Source organism: Stutzerimonas kunmingensis, from assembly GCF_032106285.1.
GTDB classification, from domain to species: domain Bacteria; phylum Pseudomonadota; class Gammaproteobacteria; order Pseudomonadales; family Pseudomonadaceae; genus Stutzerimonas; species Stutzerimonas kunmingensis_B.
In genome coordinates, this window is record NZ_DAMCPO010000008.1 from 163,391 (window position 1) to 178,684 (window position 15,294).

Genomic DNA, 15,294 nt, shown 5'->3' on the forward strand with positions numbered 1-15,294 from the left:
CTGGGCCCCCGGCTCAGCCATGTCAAACCGCTACAACTATCGACATGTGCAAGAAAAATCGCTCGAAGTCGGCTTATCCATTGCATCTGACTCAGCGAGGGGCCTACAGTGAATAGCACGCCAACACATGCAAACATCTCAACAGAGCTTGACATCGATCTACAACGCACGGATCGCCCTGAGCCTCATGGAGATTTGTTTTATTGGGATAATGACACTTTAGTTAGAACAGGTCAAAAACGGATCGACATGACCCATGGCCTGTCGCGATTACTCTCATCAATCAAGACCTCCTTCAAACTTCACCTAATCTCCTTCAGCAAACAGGGAACTTATTCAGCCACCTCCTGCACGACTTTCTTCATGAACTTCAGGGCAGCATTGAACTCCAACCCTCCTGAAGAATTCAACGCAGGCTGGATAGCGCATTCCATTGCCAGACCGGGATTCCATGGCGCGAAAAGAGTCGCCATCGAATTTTTCCTGCACTGGAAGGAGCGTTACGATTCAGCCATTAAGATAGACGCATTGCACTTGCTGCAAGAAACAGCTGCTCGCCCTAACGGCCCACGTAACGTGCTCTCAGACGACCCTGAGAAGAGCTGGCTAACCGAGGATGAATACGAGTCCTTGTTGATGTCCACTTGGAACAACTACGACACAGGAGTCTCTGACACCCAAGTAACACTAATTAAAATCTTGTCTATGCAATACGCGCGAAGGCCAAATCAAATCGCGCTACTAAAAGCTGGCGATATAAGGGGCTTTGATGAATCAAAAGAAATCGGACTAACGGGCCGAATCATCGATTTCCCAGGAATCAAAGACCAAGCAGCCGAGACTGGCTTTCGAGACAGCAAATTCGAACCACACCCACTGGCAGATCACGTATGGGGGCTTTGCCAAATTCAGCGCCAAGAAGTCAGAGAACTTTATGAGCATACTCTCGGCCTCTCTCTCACGGACGACCAACTAAATCTACTACCTTTCTTCTGCAGTGAAGAACGCATTAAAGAAGCCCGCAGCCTGATTGAAACCCACCTCAAACTAGAGCTTCTTGACAGCCTAGACTCTCCTCATTTCCATCTTGAACGGCATTCAATTACTGAGATATTAAGATGGAAGAGAAACACCCCGTCCTGCGCATATGGCGCAGCTAAGGGTCAGTACTCTAAATGCCCGAAGGCACCAATCAGCCCCCGCACCAGTCGGGTAATGATTATTAATGCGACCCGAATGCGTCATACACGAGCACGTCAACTTGCGCGAAAGGGCGTACCAAAAAATTTGCTTTCGCACTGGCTGGGCCACACAACAGAAAGAGCACTCGAAGCCTATTATAACGACCCAGCGGAACAGGCCCGTGTCATAGACGAGGCCATGGGTCCGGCCTTGGCACCGCTAGCAATGGCTTTTGCTGGAGCTTTGATCGATTCAGATGAGCAGGCCACAAGAGCCACCGATCCGACTAGCAAACTCGAGTTCTCACGCCCTGGAGAGCTACTTAGCGTCGGACGCTGTGGCAAGCACAGCTTCTGCGCTACGACCTCGGTTCCTATACCCTGCTACCGCTGCAAGCATTTCGAACCTCTCGTACATGCGCCACACCATGAAGTACTAGATGCTCTGCTACAGAGGCAGTCTGAGGAGAATCAAGCGTTAAGAATTGGCGGGCAGCGAAATCTACTTATTCCCATTGATCTCTCTGCCGACATTCTTGCAGTAAAAAATTGCATTACCCGCTGCAACAACCGAATTGTCGAACTGGGGCTAACTCAATGACCCAGATTATCCAATTTATTCCAAAGCACGAAATATCAGCCAATCAGAACCTAGACGACTTCATCAATTTTGCTCATAACGAATTAACGCTTTGGTCCGACCTGCGCGGCTTTACTTGGACAGCTGATAGGTGGCAAACAACGCACACGGGCATCCGTTTTATAAACTTTGAAAATAAAGACCTACCACCCAAGTCCCGAAGCCAGCCAATCCATTTGATGCATCCATCCTTTATCGAATTCGCCAAGGCATTTCTCCGATACAAACACACCCTGCACCCAACCAAGGGAATAAGCAGAGACATCGCTGCATTACGACTGATCGAATTTTCGTTGCGCCAAAACATGGCAACACCCGACATCACTAAATTTGACCAGCGGCATTGGGAAATAATCGTCTGCACTTTGGAGTCAAGCACTATACGGCAATCGCTCTGCAACATAGTGCTTTCCATTCTAAAATCGTTATCAGATCTCTTCATAATACAGGTCGACCCGCGTTTTTGGAGGCACCCTTACCTAGGTGCGCGCAGTTACGATTACTTAAATGGTTCTCAAGCACCTGCTGAAGTAAAGGCTCAGAAAGCTCCTGATCAGGATGCGCTACTTGCGATTGCAGAGGTATTCTCACGTGGCGCCTATGAAGTGCAGATTGATAATGACGTTATGGTCACTTGCATTACCGCTTTACTACTAAGTGCACCCATGCGTATAGGTGAGACCCTGCGCTTTCGCATTGATTGCTTGCGAGACGATCACGACAAAAACGGGGAGATTCAATACTATTTAGTCTACTGGGTCCCAAAGACCAAAGAGTTTGCACGCAAACCAATTCCGAAAACACTAATAAATATCACTACAGACGCAATAAATCGGCTAGTAAAAATCACTGACGAAGGCCGCTCCTTGGCCCGTTACATGGAAACCAACCCATCGAGATTCTACCGCCACGCCAATTGCCCTAATGTTCAAGACAACGAGCCACTCTCGGTAAAGCAAGTAATGCAGGCTCTAGGTTTTACCGATCGAACCTGCTGCCAATCCCTTATCCATAGACTAACCGGTAGTTGGTCATTGTCCGGATTTACTCTAGACTCGCTTTGGAAACTTATACTAATAGAGCACAAAGCCACCAACCCATATTTCCCCTACCAGGAGCCACACCAGGGATCTACCAATCCTCCATTGAAAATGTCTGAGTCACTGCTATGCCTTCGTCGCAACCAATTGCGCTTGCGGAGCACTGCAAGTCCCGTTCTGTTAGCGCCATTTGATCCTAGTTTTTATGGGAAGCGCCTGGACACTGGAAACGCCGCGGCCGAGTCCATTAACTTTTTCGCCTATCACGGATACAAGGCATTTAAGTTAAAGTCACACAGCATTCGCCACCTAATTAATAGACTCGCTCGCAGCAGCGGCATTTCATTGGATCTGATCACGGAGTGGAGCAGTCGCGCCACCAGTCGGCAGACGCGCACATATTTGAATGATGACCCGCTCACGTTCGTCGCCAAAGGAGCAGACATACTAGGTACGGTCCAGAAAAATGAGCCACTTCAACCGGTTACTGAAGAACATGCAGAAAAATATGGCCATGGTCCATTCCATCGCAGCCGCTACGGTATTTGTCGTCGTAGCTGGCGAGCTGGCCCTTGCAACAAATTCGCAGACTGTCTTAATTGCTCTGAGCTATTGATGTGTAAAGGAGATAGGCTGGCCACTGATACGATTCAACATGATCTAGATAGCCTTAGACAGACGTACGATGCCGCACAGCAGGCGATATCAGATGGAGAAAGGTCGGCGTCGCGCTGGACGCTTGTTACGGCCGCACAAATTAAGCAAATCACTAATTTGCTTTCAATTTTGAATGATATATCGATCCCGGATGGGAGTCCCATCGAAATAGAGGGCAGGGACTTCAGCCATGAACAGACAATTGTTTCCGAAAAAGCCGAAGCAGCCGCGATCAGGCTGCCTGACAAACAAATGCTTGGAATAACTTATGGCGATGACCTTCTAGCTTGCCTAGAACTTCTCCGGAGCACCGACAATGCCTAAGATCATCTCTGACAAGAATGAAAGGCAGATCGCGCAACTTGTTAGAAACTGGCCGACTGATCATTCACTGAACTGGAACAGCATCTGCCTTGGTGCTCAAGAAATTTTAGGCTGGGGAGCCCCACCAACTCGTCAAGCACTCAATAAAAAACTGCTGATTAAAAGCGCCTACAAAGCAAAGAAAGGTCAACTCAAGTCCGTCGAAACAAAACTCGATGGGATGTCGAAACCAAGAAGCACACTAGATGCGATGAAAAAAATTTCCCGACTTCAAGCTGAGAATGACGCTCTGAAGGCACAACTTTCCACAATGGCTGAACTCGCCAACCGACTTATCTATAACGCATCTATAGCAGGACTTTCACGAGAGAGACTCATGACCCCGCTCCCTACAGTCCATGAGCCAAAGAAAAAGCTCAAGCCCAGAAAATAGCCTGCATGCCTCACCAGTCCGACCAGCCAAGCTAGTTCTTGACTGCTCGCAATTGGCCGATAGCTGCGTGTCACTAGCGTCCGCCACCGGCCAAAAGCTGCCTGTCGTTGAGTGCAATTTTTGACTCATGGCTGCCAGCAACGGCAGCAGTTAAAATGCTCAGAGACGATCACTCAACGAGCAATAGACCTAGTTTGTTCGACCGAGCTAGATTAGTAAAAGCTCTTTCACTTTTTGCTTGATTTCAGCAGGGCTTTCTTCAAATCCGTATTTACCGGCATTATCTTTAGAAGAGTTATATCCCAAGAAATAACCATTGTATTGAAAGTAGTTAGTGTCAATTTTTCGCCTGCTTGGCTTGCCTTTTTCCAGCATATCCAGAAGCGTTTTTAAGTGTGAGCGTGTTAGCCAGAATTTTAGAAGTAATCCGCTCCCTAGCACTTCAGTGCCGATCATTGGAGCTGCTTGAAAGCCCAAGGCCTAGCTCAGGGCTAGTCGTCTACACCAGTTCCGCTATGTATGCTGAAGGGGGCCCAACCACTCTACCTGACCAGCAACCTCAAGCGCTTCGGCGAATTCAACCTCAAGCTAAACCGGCCACCGGAGCCCTGGATCAAGGACTCGGTGTTCCAACAAGCTGCCGGCTCGCTGCGGGTGATCAGACCTAGCCAGCTAGATACCGAGAAAACGCCATGATCAACATTCCTCCCGCATCCTTCCGCCTTACACCGTACGGCGAAGTGGACGCCGTGGCGTTGGAAAACCTGCGCGACAGCTTCGACACCTCTCAACTGCTCCGGCTGGTTGATCGCTTGGACGTCTGCTTGGTGGAACTGGGTGGAATCACCTCCATTCGCGACGAGCTACTGAGATTGCATGCGATGGCTCTGACGATAGTTGAGGGCATCGCTCTTACGGTGCCTGCCGAGAGTGCTTGTATCTGGACAGAAGCCCAATCTCTACAGATGGATCTTGAGGCACTGGTTTCTTGGGCGCGCTCCGCTCAGCTCATCATTGCGCCGCTGATCAATCTTGCTCCACAGCACGAGGCATGAGCGCTCTCGCCGATTTCGACGAGGCTCAACTGTTTCTGACCATGGCTGGAATCGCCCGTAAGTAGATCAATTCACCAATCAGTTCTACGAGTGTCTGAGTAATCACAGCCGCCGCGGCCAGCGCGCGAATGGACTCCGGGAGCGCTAGGGCCAGGGGAAGCACTACAAGCGAGTTGCGAGTGCCTGAGCTAAAGGCCACTGCCCGTGCGGCAGAAGCCTCCAAGCCAAATAGCCGGGAGCTGAGTACGCCGAGGGCCGGAGCGAGTAGTAGAAACGCTCCGTATACCGGAAGCAACGGCGCCAGGATGTCGAGTTGGTACACGACAGCCGCGATCTGCGAACCCACCACCACGATTAGAACCAGGGCCATTGCAGGCACTGGCAGCCAGGCCCAACCTGCGCTCCATGCGCGAAGCAGCAGAGATCGGCGTCCGCCAAATTCGGTGAGCACAGCCGCTACCAAGGGTAGGACGATCAGTAACAGGAAGGCTTCTGCGAAGGGCCACAGCTCGATCACTGTGCCGGCTTCGGGGCCAAGGATTAGCCGCAAGTAGAGGGGCAGCAGCAGAAGCTGGAGCAACAGCAGCAATGGCGTCGCCGCGAGCACCAGACGAGAGTCCCCTTTGCCCAGGTGGGTGAAGACCACCACGTAATCGATACAAGGCGTCAGCAGGACAAGCAGCGCGCCGACCAACAAGGCCTTGTTCGATGAGAGCGGCCACGTCACCAGCCACACCATCAATGGCACCAATAGGAAGTTGGCCAGCAACAAGGCACCGACGAAGCGGCGGTTGGCAAAAGCTTCTCGCAGCTCCAAAAAAGGAATCTGCAGAAACATGGCATACATCAGCACGGCAATCGCCGGTGTGATGGCCATGGCCGTCAGTCCGGTGAATTGCGCAGAGCTCAGGCCTGCAATGGCAGCGGCCACCACCGCCGCGAAATAAAATGCTATCTGGTGTTCTTCCAGCCAGTCCCGCGACATCTGATATCTTCCCTTGTTGCGCAAGGGCGACATTCTCCCACTGGCATCGGATTTAACCCAGCGTTGAGGCTGGTTGCTTTTCGCTTTGCCGTTGGGCGAAGTCCGCAACGGTCCTAACAAGTCCTGCCGATAAGAGGATGCATGATGTTTCGAAATAACTGGATGGCGGGTCTGAGGCAAGTGCTCGCCATCGCCAGGAGTTAACCGCAATGAATCCTCAACCTTCAGGCATGCCCTGGAACCTGCTGCTGCTAACCTGGCTGGTCGCACTGGTATCGACCCTGTCCGCGCTGTTCATTGGTGAGGTGATGGGCCAGGCACCCTGCGTGTTGTGCTGGTTCCAGCGTGCCTTCATGTTTCCGCTGGCGGTGATCCTGGCCATCGCCTGCTACCGCTCGGATTTCACCGTCTGGCACTATGCCCTGCCGCTGACCGCTATCGGTGCGGCACTGGCATTTGTTCACACGCTGCTCTATGCAGGGCTGATTCCACAGCCGATCCAGCCCTGCACGGCCACTGGTCCATCCTGCTCAGGCGCCGGAATGACCCTCTTCGGCGTGGTGCCCCTGCCGGCACTCGCCTTGTTCGCTTTTATCCTTATCGCCATCCTGCTCATAATCATCCGTCGGAGAACCACCCCATGAATCGCCGTTCCGTGGTCCTGATCGTCAGTGTCGTGATCCTGGCCGTCTTTGCTGCCGCCGCATTCTTCTATTCCCCCTCGCAATCGCCTCAACAGGCCCAGGCTCCCGGTTCGACAACCCAAGAGACCGCGACACAACCCAAACAGAACGGCGGCCAGTTGGTTCGCTTCCACTCACCAGTGTTCGGCCCGGCGCAAGCGCCAGTGACCATCGTCGAATTCTTTGACCCTTCCTGCGAGGCATGCCGCGCCTTCCACCCCTATGTGAAGCAGATCCTCGCCGAGAACCCGGAAGACGTGCGTTTGGTGCTGCGCTATGTACTGTTCCATCAAGGCTCCGAAGAGGTGGCGCGAATGCTGGAGGCGGCGCGTAAGCAAAATCTCCATGAACAAGTGTTGGGGGCTGTGCTGGAAGCCCAACCCGGTTGGCACGACGACCCCAAGGTAACGCAGGCATGGGCTGCTGCAGAGCGCGTCGGTTTGAACTTGGAACAGGCCCGCCAGGACATGCATACGCCTGGCGTCAACGCCGTGCTGGAAACGGACATGCAGGACGTTAAAGCCGTTGGGGTTCGTGGCACGCCGACTTTTTTTGTCAATGGTCGTGCGCTCAGCGAGTTTGGCCCGGAGCCGCTGCGCCAGTTGGTGAACAGCGAAGTGGCCAAGGCACGAGAATGACACTATGAGCGCGCTGGAAAACCGCGTGCCACCGCTGCTCGTGGCCGGCCTGATCGCTGTGCTGATGGGTTTGTCGGGAACCAAATTGCCGGGTTTCGAACTGGCATGGACCGCGCGCCTGACCTTCGCTTTGCCAATACTGCTCCTGGGGCTCGGCGTGTGCCTCGCCGGCGTCCTGTCGTTTCGCCGCGCGCGTACTACGGTTAATCCATTGCAGCCGCAGCAGGCTTCTGCATTAGTGGAGGCTGGCATCTACCGGTACAGCCGCAACCCCATGTACTTAGGCTTTGCCATTATCCTGGCGGCTTGGGCGCTGGTCTTGGCCTCGCCTCTAACCCTGCTTGGCGTAGTTGCTTTCGTGCTGTACATGAACCGTTTCCAGATCCCAGCCGAAGAGTGGGCGCTGGAAACATTGTTCGGCGAATCATTTGCCCGCTACCGTGCACGAGTCCGCCGCTGGCTCTGAGCGTCCGCGGCGGTAGCGACTGGCGGGGCTTGCTCGTCGCGGCAGCCTGCCGAAGGTGCCACGACCTAGCCTGATCTCCTCGTGACGAGCTGCTTTGGCCACATGCCGCTAGCATGTCTCTGGTCGAAGACATAGCGCCAACGAGTGATGTCGCAAGTTCACTCCGTTGATATCGAGATAACTGTCTAGCAACAGCGTTGAGCGCAAAGCAGGCTTATGCTTCGCTGCGATGACTGTCGGCCTGCCTGGTGTCGATACAAACACTGCCGTCTAGCTCCATTTCAAGTGTCGAGTGGCTGACTTTGAATTGCTCATGAAGTACTCGTTTTAAATCAGTCTTTACTCGTTCAATATCGGGCAGGCTAGCCTTCTTGATGACAACATGTGCTTCCAGTGCGATTGTATGCTCAGCGATTTCCCATACGTGTACGTGGTGAACACTCACAACGTCGTTTACATGTTCCATGATATTGATTATGTCGGCGATGGAAACTCCTTCTGGCGCGCCCTCCATCAACAAGTGAATGGTTTTAGGTAGCATGCTAAAGCCCTGCCATAGCACGTAACCAGCAATCATCAGCGTCAGGACAGTATCTGTCCAATACCAGCCATACAGGAGGATCAATGTTCCGGCAATAATAACGCCGACGGAGGCCAACGCATCCGACACGTTGTGCAAGAATGCCGCCTTTATATTCATGCTATTCTTAGACATTGTGTAGGTGAGCAAGGCCGTAGCGATATCTACAATCAAGGCTATTCCCGCCACCACGACCACTGTCCATCCTTCAATGGGCTGTGGGGAAAAAAACCGACCTATAGCTTCGTAGATGAGGTAGAGACCAACGATAATCAGCGTGACCAAGTTAATCAAAGCCGCTATGGTTTCACTGCGTCGGTAGCCAAAGGTTTTAAAAGCATCTGGCGGTTTGCGGCCGATCTTACGTGCGATGAGCGCAATAACCAGTGATGCAGCATCGCTCAAGTTGTGTAGTGCATCCGCTATGAGCGATAAGCTCCCAGAAAGTATCCCGCCAACAACTTGTGCCAGAGTTAGTGCAGTATTAACGCCAATAGCTGCGATTAAACGCTTATCACCCATGGCTTCGGTGTTATGGTTATGTTCGTGAGCCATATTTTTACCGCTCCTTAAAAACTAGCGTAAGAAAAATAGGGGAGCCAAACGACCGCCCATAAGAGATAATAAAAATACTAGCGCCTATACCATCTGGCCCTCCAAGCCACACTGACAGAAAATGCGACCACCCTCGAGCGAGTTCGTGCGTTATCGTCTTTAACTCGCCGACAACAGGTCGATCTCTCTCAAACGATAAACGACGTTGCTCGCTAATGATATGGATTATGCGGTGCCATGATCTGAAGATGACAAAAATGTAATCTTCCAATCAATTTTGTCGTAGGCTCAAGCCCCTTGCAGATTGGTGCGCCTTGTTGCTGCAATGACGAAGCAAGGCGCTCATGTCACTCCACAATGGAAGCATTACATTTCAATAATGTAATGCTTGGCTCATGCTGCTGTTAGCTTCAGTCAGGCAAAATTCATTCGAACCTGTAGAGCTCACCGAGAAAGCTCAGCAAGCCACCTTTGAATTTAGCGAGGACTGCCCTATGAATCTGTTGAAAGCTATTGTTGTTGGTTTGGTAATTTTCGGCTCCGCATCGTCTTATGCAGGAGATGGATACGACCGTTCAATGAAATTTAATGAAAAATTCCGAGCAGATCAAAAGCGAATTCACGGAACCGAATCCGCCGAAAAAAAAGCAAACGAGTTGAAGGTTAATGATATTCGCCAAGATCAGAACAACACGGAAATTAAGAAAGAAACCAAAGCTGACTAACCGCTTAATATCTGAACGATATCCGCCGCCGGCAGCTTCCAAGCACCGTTGGAAGCAGTTGTACTCTAAGCGCCCTTCGGGGCGCTTTTTTGTGTCCATCACTTGCCCGCAACATCGCTACCAGCGAATCGCCCCGGCCTTTATAGGCCGTTTCGTTAAGTCAGGCCGCTATCGCCTGATCTGTCTGTTATTAGCGTTCGCAAGAGCATATCCGATTGAGCTGAACAGACGCTGGTGGCGTACAACGCATCCACGTCAGGGTCGCCATCTCAACGGCCTCGCGGTTCGTCCATGATTGAAGGTGTCAGCTCGGCCTTGTAAAGCCCGCTGATCGTTCCAGCCAGGGCGTTTTCGTAGCTATCGCCCGTGCTGCCGCCCGGGGCAGGTCAGCCGCTGCTTGCATAATCTTTCGTCAGCTCACCGTGGGTGAAAGCCATCAGCCGAGGAGGCGTATGTAGCGCGGAGTCATACGCACTAAGCGCTGAGCACCCTTTCTATTCACCGTTTAGATGCATTAGACCTACGCTATAAAGGCTTTGCTGCCCGCTGCGCCGCCGCTGAATCTTAGCACTCCGAAACCAACACGCCCCGTTCTCGCGAGCTAGCAAGAACGGGGCGTTGTGTGCCGCCATCCAATCTCTAGCTTGTTCTGTCAGCGGCCAACGCGATTTCTTGCTCCTCCAATTCGTCTTCGCGCCGATGAGCCAGCTGGTAGAGCAACGGCAGTACCAATAGCGTTAGCACCGTTGAGGAGAGAATCCCCCCGATCACCACCGTCGCAAGGGGGCGCTGTACCTCTGCACCGGTACCCACATTCAAGGCCATCGGAACGAACCCGAGTGAAGCCACCAAGGCTGTCATCAATACCGGCCGTAGCCGGGTCAGAGCGCCCTCGCGGATCGCGGTGCCCAGAGGTAAACCTTGCTCCCGTAGGCTACGGATGAAGGAGATCATTACCAGGCCATTTAGAACGGCGACGCCCGACAGAGCAATAAAGCCAACTCCTGCTGAAATGGACAATGGGATATCTCTCAGCCACAGCGCAACAATGCCTCCGGTGAGCGCAAATGGAATCCCTGTAAACACCAACAAGCCGTCTTTGACATTGTTGAACATCATGAAAAGCAGAATGAACACCAGGAGCAGCGCCACAGGGACGACAATCTGCAGCCGCTTCGTTGCAGATTCAAGCTGCTCAAAGGTACCGCCCCAGTCGATCCAATAACCTGACGGGATATCTACCTGGGCCTGGATTTTCTGTTCTGCCTCAGATACGAATGATCCAATGTCCCGACCACGGACGTTTGCACTAACGACAATTCGCCGTTTCCCTTCCTCTCTACTGATCTGATTCGGACCGGGGGCCAAATCCAGAGTGGCCACCTCGCCGAGGGGGATATAACTTATGGCGCTGTTTAATTCCCTTGGAAGGGCAATTGGGAGCCTCTCAATTGCGGCGAGATCGCTTCGTATCTCGTCCGGTAAACGAACTACGATATCGAAACGCCGGTCTCCTTGAAACAAGGTGCCTACCTCTCGGCCCCCGATGGCTACTGCAACCGCTTGCTGTACAGTATCTAAACTCAGGCCGTATCGTGCGATTTGATCGCGATCGATATCAATCGTGAGCATAGGAAGGCCAGTCGTTTGCTCGACCGTAACCTCGGAGGCGCCTGGTACTTGTCCTAGCACCTCGGACACTTCCGCCGCCGTGCTGTTAAGAACCTCCATGTCATCACCATAGATTTTCACGGCTACAGCGGCACGAACACCGGAAATCAACTCGTTGAAACGCAGCTGAATAGGCTGGGAAAACTCGTAGTTATTGCCCGGTAACTCAGCGGCGGATGCTTGGACCTCGCTTAAGAGTTCGTCGCGCGACTTGCCTGGATCCGGCCACTGCTCTTGTGGCTTCAGCATGACGTACCCGTCAGAGATGTTTGGAGGCATGGCATCGGATGCCACCTCCGCAGTGCCTGTGCGCGCAAAAATCCGCTCGATCTCCGGAAACTCATCCATGAGCTTTCGCTCCAGCTGCTGCTGCATCTCGACAGACTGACTAAGGCTGGTAGCCGGTACACGAAGGGCTTGGATAGCGAAGTCCCCCTCGTTGAGGCTAGGCACGAATTCACTGCCCATACGTGCCCCTACGAGGCCGGAAAGTACAACTGCAACAACGGCAAAGGTGAGCACTACTGGCTTGTTGGACATCACCGCATCGAATGCAGGTGCGTAGGCCCGTTTAGCATTGCGGATTAGAAAGTTTTCCTTCTCTGTAACACGCTTGCCGATAAAGAGCGCAACGGCTGCCGGGACGAACGTCACCGAGAGAATCATCGCCCCGAATAGCGCTGTCACTACGGTAAACGCCATGGGCGTGAACATCTTACCTTCTACCCCTGTAAGGGCGAATATCGGCAGATATACGATCATAATGATCAGCTGCCCATAGAGTAGAGGCCGACGCACTTCCTTTGCCGCAGCGAACACTTCATGAAGCCGTTCGGACAGCGTTAATGCCCGCCCGTGATGGGACTGAGCGTGAGCAAGTCGACGCACGCAGTTCTCAACAATCACCACGGCACCATCGATAATGATGCCGAAATCCAATGCGCCTAAGCTCATCAGGTTGGCGCTGACCTCGTTGGCTACCATGCCGGTGAACGTAAAGAGCATCGCCAGCGGTATAACAAGTGCGGTTAGGATCGCCGCACGGATATTGCCCAAGAAGAGAAAAAGTATAACCACAACAAGAATGGCACCCTCAGTGAGGTTCTTCTTAACGGTGGATATAGCTTTGTCTACGAGTACAGTTCGATCGTAGACAGTAATCGCCTTTACGCCCTCTGGAAGCGAAAGGTTTATCTCTTTCATCTTGTCATCGACAGCCCTAGAAACTACCCGGCTATTTTCACCGATAAGCATGAAAGCCGTACCTAGAACCACTTCGCGGCCATTCTCGGTGGCTGCGCCAGTACGGAGCTCCTTTCCAACCTCTACCGTCGCAACGTCGCGGATACGTACTGGGGTACCGTCAACGTTGCTAATAAGGGTATTGCGGATGTCCTCTACTGATTGCATTTGTCCTGGAGCACGAACAAGATACTGCTCGCCGCGTTTTTCAATATATCCGGCACCTAGATTGTTATTGTTTTGCTCAACCGCCTCGATCAAATCTTGTAGTGTTAGTCCAAACGACCGCAAAGTGTCTGGGTTGGGGGCGATCTGATATTCCTTTGCATATCCTCCGATCGTATTGATCTCAGTTACGCCTGGTACATTGCGGACTTGCGGTTTGATGATCCAATCTTGAATCTCACGCAAGTCAGCAGAGGTATAAGGCGTACCGTCCGATTTGGTGGCACCGTCCTCAGCTTCAACCGTCCAAAAATAGATTTCGCCAAGCCCAGTGGAAATAGGGCCAAGTGTTGGAGTGACGCCTTCCGGAAGCTGATCTTTGGCCCCTCCCAAGCGCTCATTCACAAGTTGGCGGGCAAAATAGATGTCAGTGCCTTCCTCAAAAATAACTGTGATCTGAGAAAGTCCATATCGAGACAAGGAACGGGTCTGCTCGAGCTTGGGCAGCCCAGCCATTACCGTCTCGAGCGGGTAGGTAATACGCTGCTCCACTTCCAGCGGGGAATAACCTGGCGCCGCAGTGTTGATTTGCACCTGTACGTTGGTGATATCCGGGACAGCATCGATAGGCAGCTTTTGGTAGCTGTAAGCTCCTAACGCTGCCATGCCAAGCACGGCTAGCATAACCAACCAGCGATGCTCGATAGAAAAACGAATGATACGTTCGAACACGATTCTATAACTCCGTATCAGTGAGCATGCGAGGCGCTGGCTTTGCCAAGCTCGGACTTGATGATGAAGCTGTTATCCAAGGCATAGCGCGCTCCGGCCTGGAGGCCTTCCTTGATTTCGACCGCTTCACTATCGCTGCGACCAGTCACGATTGGCTGAGCAGCAAAGCCATGGTCGGTCCGTACAAACACCACCGGATTATCTTCCAACGTGTGGATCGCATCGGGCTTGACTGCAACCGGCACGGACACTCCGCCAGAGCCTACCCGCACTTTGACGAACAGGCCGGGACGCCAAACACCTTCCGGGTTCGGAAGCGTGACCCGGGCGGTAGCGGCGCGGCTTTGCTGACCAACAAGTGAGCCGACATAAGAAACGGTTCCATTGGCACTGGACTCGAATGCTGTGGCCTCGATAACGGCATTGCTGCCGACTCGTACCGCGCTGAGTGCATTGGCAGGAACGCTGATATCTGCCCAAACGGTAGAGAGATCGGAAATGATGAATATCTGGTCGTCGGTATTGACTGACTCGCCGAGCGTGATGTCCTTCTCAACGATCATCCCATCGAACGGCGCCCTGAGTTCGTAGCGGCTCAATGCGTCTGGCTTGCCAGCATCACTGCCAAGCGCTTGTAGCTGTGCTTTTGCATTCGCAACAGTCAGCTCTGCTTCCCGTAGAGCCTGTTGTGCCTGTAAATAATCCTGTTCTGCAGAAATACGCTCTTCCCATAGCTCCTTTTCGCGTCGATAGGTTTTCTGAGCCAATGCAAGACGTTTTTGTGCCGCGTAGAACTCGCTTCTACGTTCCGACAGGTCGGTACTCGCGATCACAGCAAGCACTTGCCCCTGTTTGACCTGTTCGCCCAAATCGACTTTGACCGCTTCAACGACACCTGAGAGACGAGGCACAACTTGCGCTGTGCGGTCTTGGTTGAATGTAATTTCGCCAGGCAGCTCGATTGCGCTTTTTATCTGCGCAGGCTGAGCGGTTGCTAGCGAGATGCCCGCGGCTAGGATTTGGGTCTCAGAGAGTTCAACCTCTGCTGCTTCAGCGTGCGCCGCTCCCTCAGGGCCATCGTCATGCTCATCTTTCTCTGCCGCACCGACCTCGTGATCGCTATCGGCGCCTTCTTCATCATGGCCATGACCTCCTTCGGCTTCGGTATTCTCATCCGAATGCCCTTCATCTTCATGCTCCGAAGCGCCACCATGCTCGCCATGCGCGTCGCTCGCATTGGGCACGGCAGGACTACTGCTAAGAAGTAATCCACCAAGCACCAGTGCCACGCCTAATATGACGACGATCCAAAAAATCTGTTTTTTGTGAACAGCCAAGGAAGATGTGTTCGATTTACTTGTCATATGGATTCCTTATGGCTGAGTGGCCGAGGTGATAACGGCCGACCCATCGCCGACAATTCGCGAGATTTCTGCCGCCGCCTGGTTAGCTTGTGATAGCGCAGACAGATACTGAGATCGGGCTTGGAAAAGCGTGCGTTGAGCATCCAGTACGTCAAGGA

The 15,294-nt window shown here is 52.7% G+C and carries 15 protein-coding genes and 1 pseudogene; 9 read left to right on the top strand and 7 right to left on the bottom strand.

Annotated features, from left to right (window positions below; all coding sequences use genetic code 11):
* Nucleotides 1–108: 108 nt before the first annotated feature.
* The 3 genes from RT582_RS08975 to RT582_RS08985 are packed head-to-tail and all read left to right on the top strand — an operon-like array spanning nucleotide 109 to nucleotide 4,275.
* Complete coding sequence (locus RT582_RS08975) at nucleotides 109–1,782, top strand: site-specific integrase (RefSeq protein WP_141396778.1); 1,674 nt, start codon at nucleotides 109–111, stop codon at nucleotides 1,780–1,782.
* Entirely contained in the window at nucleotides 1,779–3,842 is a 2,064-nt protein-coding gene (locus RT582_RS08980) for an integrase (RefSeq protein ID WP_036998704.1), read from the top strand. The genes RT582_RS08975 and RT582_RS08980 overlap by 4 nt, the downstream gene beginning before the upstream one ends.
* The gene (locus tag RT582_RS08985; protein WP_082041292.1) at nucleotides 3,835–4,275 is read left to right on the top strand and encodes a hypothetical protein; all 441 of its coding nucleotides are present in this window, start codon (nucleotides 3,835–3,837) and stop codon (nucleotides 4,273–4,275) included. Before RT582_RS08980 ends, RT582_RS08985 begins: the two co-directional genes overlap by 8 nt.
* 207 nt (nucleotides 4,276–4,482) lie before the next feature.
* Here RT582_RS08985 and RT582_RS08990 read toward each other — a convergent pair whose 3' ends face one another.
* Nucleotides 4,483–4,731 carry a hypothetical protein gene (locus RT582_RS08990; RefSeq protein WP_101153433.1) on the bottom strand — a complete coding sequence of 83 codons (249 nt, stop codon included), beginning with the start codon at nucleotides 4,729–4,731 and terminating at the stop codon, nucleotides 4,483–4,485.
* A 63-nt stretch (nucleotides 4,732–4,794) separates the two neighbouring features.
* Here RT582_RS08990 and RT582_RS08995 point away from each other — a divergent pair, with 63 nt between their 5' ends.
* Both RT582_RS08995 and tnpC read left to right on the top strand, forming a co-directional pair.
* The gene (locus tag RT582_RS08995; RefSeq protein WP_003292677.1) at nucleotides 4,795–4,971 is read left to right on the top strand and encodes a hypothetical protein; all 177 of its coding nucleotides are present in this window, start codon (nucleotides 4,795–4,797) and stop codon (nucleotides 4,969–4,971) included.
* A complete protein-coding gene (gene tnpC / locus RT582_RS09000; protein ID WP_003292676.1) occupies nucleotides 4,968–5,330 on the top strand; it encodes a Tn3 family transposase post-transcriptional regulator TnpC in 363 nt (120 codons plus the stop codon). The genes RT582_RS08995 and tnpC overlap by 4 nt, the downstream gene beginning before the upstream one ends.
* Before the next feature lie 25 nt (nucleotides 5,331–5,355).
* On the opposite strand, the gene RT582_RS09005 is transcribed toward tnpC, so the two are convergent.
* The gene (locus RT582_RS09005) at nucleotides 5,356–6,315 is read right to left on the bottom strand and encodes an arsenic resistance protein (protein WP_003292675.1); all 960 of its coding nucleotides are present in this window, start codon (nucleotides 6,313–6,315) and stop codon (nucleotides 5,356–5,358) included.
* Between the two features lie 209 nt (nucleotides 6,316–6,524).
* On the opposite strand from RT582_RS09005, the gene RT582_RS09010 reads away from it, so the two are divergent.
* Genes RT582_RS09010 through RT582_RS09020 form a run of 3 tightly spaced genes read left to right on the top strand, consistent with a single transcriptional unit; the run spans nucleotide 6,525 to nucleotide 8,102 of the window.
* Complete coding sequence (locus RT582_RS09010) at nucleotides 6,525–6,959, top strand: disulfide bond formation protein B (protein WP_003292674.1); 435 nt, start codon at nucleotides 6,525–6,527, stop codon at nucleotides 6,957–6,959.
* On the top strand, nucleotides 6,956–7,636 hold the full coding sequence (locus RT582_RS09015; protein WP_003298426.1) for a DsbA family protein: 681 nt from the start codon (nucleotides 6,956–6,958) through the stop codon (nucleotides 7,634–7,636). Before RT582_RS09010 ends, RT582_RS09015 begins: the two co-directional genes overlap by 4 nt.
* 4 nt (nucleotides 7,637–7,640) lie before the next feature.
* Nucleotides 7,641–8,102, top strand: coding sequence for a methyltransferase family protein (locus RT582_RS09020; RefSeq protein ID WP_003292672.1), 462 nt, complete (start codon nucleotides 7,641–7,643; stop codon nucleotides 8,100–8,102).
* Between the two features lie 214 nt (nucleotides 8,103–8,316).
* Here the strand turns inward: RT582_RS09020 and RT582_RS09025 are convergent, their stop codons facing one another.
* Nucleotides 8,317–9,237, bottom strand: a complete 921-nt coding sequence (locus tag RT582_RS09025) for a cation diffusion facilitator family transporter (protein ID WP_003292671.1) — start codon at nucleotides 9,235–9,237, stop codon at nucleotides 8,317–8,319.
* 395 nt (nucleotides 9,238–9,632) lie between these two features.
* Here RT582_RS09025 and RT582_RS09030 point away from each other — a divergent pair, with 395 nt between their 5' ends.
* A complete protein-coding gene (locus tag RT582_RS09030) occupies nucleotides 9,633–9,962 on the top strand; it encodes a hypothetical protein (protein ID WP_021210274.1) in 330 nt (109 codons plus the stop codon).
* A gap of 168 nt (nucleotides 9,963–10,130) precedes the next feature.
* Here the strand turns inward: RT582_RS09030 and RT582_RS09035 are convergent.
* From RT582_RS09035 to RT582_RS22445, 4 genes and pseudogenes are all read right to left on the bottom strand, one after another.
* A pseudogene (locus RT582_RS09035) lies at nucleotides 10,131–10,336 on the bottom strand (IS3 family transposase); the annotation flags it as partial.
* 265 nt (nucleotides 10,337–10,601) lie between these two features.
* Nucleotides 10,602–13,772, bottom strand: coding sequence for an efflux RND transporter permease subunit (locus tag RT582_RS09040; RefSeq protein ID WP_003298423.1), 3,171 nt, complete (start codon nucleotides 13,770–13,772; stop codon nucleotides 10,602–10,604).
* Between the two features lie 17 nt (nucleotides 13,773–13,789).
* Nucleotides 13,790–15,136: an efflux RND transporter periplasmic adaptor subunit gene (locus tag RT582_RS09045; protein ID WP_036998571.1), complete on the bottom strand. Its 1,347-nt coding sequence runs from the start codon at nucleotides 15,134–15,136 to the stop codon at nucleotides 13,790–13,792.
* A 9-nt stretch (nucleotides 15,137–15,145) separates the two neighbouring features.
* Nucleotides 15,146–15,294 (bottom strand): TolC family protein (locus RT582_RS22445; RefSeq protein ID WP_376785680.1); only part of this gene is annotated, 149 nt, incomplete at its 5' end.

Coding starts and splice junctions, on each gene's coding strand:
- RT582_RS08985 (WP_082041292.1), top strand. CDS start 3,835: ATGCCTAAGATCATCTCTGACAAGAATGAAAGGCAGATCGCGCAACTT.
- RT582_RS08990 (WP_101153433.1), bottom strand. CDS start 4,731: ATGATCGGCACTGAAGTGCTAGGGAGCGGATTACTTCTAAAATTCTGG.
- tnpC (WP_003292676.1), top strand. CDS start 4,968: ATGATCAACATTCCTCCCGCATCCTTCCGCCTTACACCGTACGGCGAA.
- RT582_RS09010 (WP_003292674.1), top strand. CDS start 6,525: ATGAATCCTCAACCTTCAGGCATGCCCTGGAACCTGCTGCTGCTAACC.
- RT582_RS09045 (WP_036998571.1), bottom strand. CDS start 15,136: ATGACAAGTAAATCGAACACATCTTCCTTGGCTGTTCACAAAAAACAG.
- RT582_RS09030 (WP_021210274.1), top strand. CDS start 9,633: ATGCTGCTGTTAGCTTCAGTCAGGCAAAATTCATTCGAACCTGTAGAG.
- RT582_RS09025 (WP_003292671.1), bottom strand. CDS start 9,237: ATGGCTCACGAACATAACCATAACACCGAAGCCATGGGTGATAAGCGT.
- RT582_RS09005 (WP_003292675.1), bottom strand. CDS start 6,315: ATGTCGCGGGACTGGCTGGAAGAACACCAGATAGCATTTTATTTCGCG.
- RT582_RS08980 (WP_036998704.1), top strand. CDS start 1,779: ATGACCCAGATTATCCAATTTATTCCAAAGCACGAAATATCAGCCAAT.
- RT582_RS09020 (WP_003292672.1), top strand. CDS start 7,641: ATGAGCGCGCTGGAAAACCGCGTGCCACCGCTGCTCGTGGCCGGCCTG.
- RT582_RS08995 (WP_003292677.1), top strand. CDS start 4,795: ATGCTGAAGGGGGCCCAACCACTCTACCTGACCAGCAACCTCAAGCGC.
- RT582_RS09015 (WP_003298426.1), top strand. CDS start 6,956: ATGAATCGCCGTTCCGTGGTCCTGATCGTCAGTGTCGTGATCCTGGCC.